Below are 1,152 nucleotides of genomic sequence, written 5' to 3'. Positions count from 1 at the left end.
AGGTGCGTAGAATTACGCGTCCTTTGGAGAACTATTTCCAATCTCCTTGCCCTCGGTCACATGGTGTGGTCCGGAGGCTACTAACCCGTAAGGAGCTACAATGCGTCATTATGAAATCTTATTTCTGGTTCACCCGAACCAGAGTGAGCAGGTTCAAGCGATGGTTGAGCGTTACACCACTCTAATCGAGGGTGCAGAAGGCACAATCCACCGCCTGGAAGACTGGGGTCGTCGTCAGTTGGCTTACCCAATCAACAATGCTCACAAAGCACACTACGTCCTGATGAACATCGAATGTGGTCAGGAAACTCTGGACGAGCTGGAAAACCTGTTCCGTTACAACGATGCAGTTCTGCGTAACATGGTTATCCGTCGTAAAGAAGCGATCACTGAGATCTCTCCAATTAAAGCTGCTGAATCTCGCGAAGAGCGTAAGCCTCGTCGTGACGACAACAAGCCAGCTGAAAAAGCAGCAGAAAAGCCTGCAGAAGCAGCTCCAAAAGCTGAAGCTTCTGAAGCAGCTGCTGAATAATTTAAATTCTGAGGAGAGATACAATGGCTCGTTTTTTCCGCCGTCGTAAGTTCTGCCGTTTTACGGCTGAAGGTGTTCAGGAGATCGATTACAAAGATCTGGACACTTTGAAAGGTTACATCACTGAAACTGGCAAGATCGTACCTAGTCGTATCACTGGTACTAAAGCGCGTTACCAGCGTCAGCTGGCAACTGCTATCAAGCGTGCTCGTTTCGTAGCGCTGCTGCCTTACACTGATAGCCATCAGTAAGAGGTAGTAGAGTCGCATGATGCGTGCCTTGGCCGAATTGGTCATGAAGGGCCGCAAACAAGCGGCTTTAGTGGCGATTATCGCCGCATTGCTGCCACTGCTCTACTGGGTAAGTGCAGCTGCCGTCGCTCTGGTTACTTTGCGAAAAGGACCGCGTGATGGTGCCGGGCTTCTGATTTGGGCGGTTTTGCCTGCTGGAGTCTGGGCATACAGTGTGTCTGATCCGACACCACTGGCCGTTATTGTAGGCACATATCTGCTTGCAGTTACGTTGAGGGAAACGGTTTCCTGGGCAAAGGTGCTGATGTTGGCACTGCCAATTGGAGCTGTAGCCGGAGTGGGTATGGAAGTACTGCTCGATGGCTATCT

2 protein-coding genes and 1 pseudogene are annotated in these 1,152 nt (G+C 50.5%); all 3 read left to right on the top strand.

Annotation, left to right across the window (positions count from 1 at the left end; translation table 11 throughout):
- The first annotated feature begins 100 nt into the window (after positions 1-100).
- Positions 101-532, top strand: a complete 432-nt coding sequence (gene rpsF, locus GY843_RS03760) for a 30S ribosomal protein S6 (protein WP_297306669.1) — start codon at positions 101-103, stop codon at positions 530-532.
- A 23-nt stretch (positions 533-555) separates the two neighbouring features.
- Positions 556-783, top strand: a complete 228-nt coding sequence (gene rpsR / locus GY843_RS03755; RefSeq protein ID WP_007020960.1) for a 30S ribosomal protein S18 — start codon at positions 556-558, stop codon at positions 781-783.
- Positions 784-799: 16 nt separating this feature from the next.
- A pseudogene (locus tag GY843_RS03750) lies at positions 800-1,152 on the top strand (hypothetical protein); the annotation flags it as partial.

This window comes from Neptuniibacter sp. (assembly GCF_024231755.1).
Taxonomy (GTDB): Bacteria; Pseudomonadota; Gammaproteobacteria; order Pseudomonadales; family Balneatricaceae; genus Neptuniibacter.
Note: the sequence above shows the minus strand (reverse complement) of the source record. Positions and strands in the feature narration are given on the sequence as shown.

Excerpts from the sequence above, each read along its gene's own strand:
- rpsR (WP_007020960.1), top strand. The coding sequence starts at position 556 with ATGGCTCGTTTTTTCCGCCGTCGTAAGTTCTGCCGTTTTACGGCTGAA.
- rpsF (WP_297306669.1), top strand. The coding sequence starts at position 101 with ATGCGTCATTATGAAATCTTATTTCTGGTTCACCCGAACCAGAGTGAG.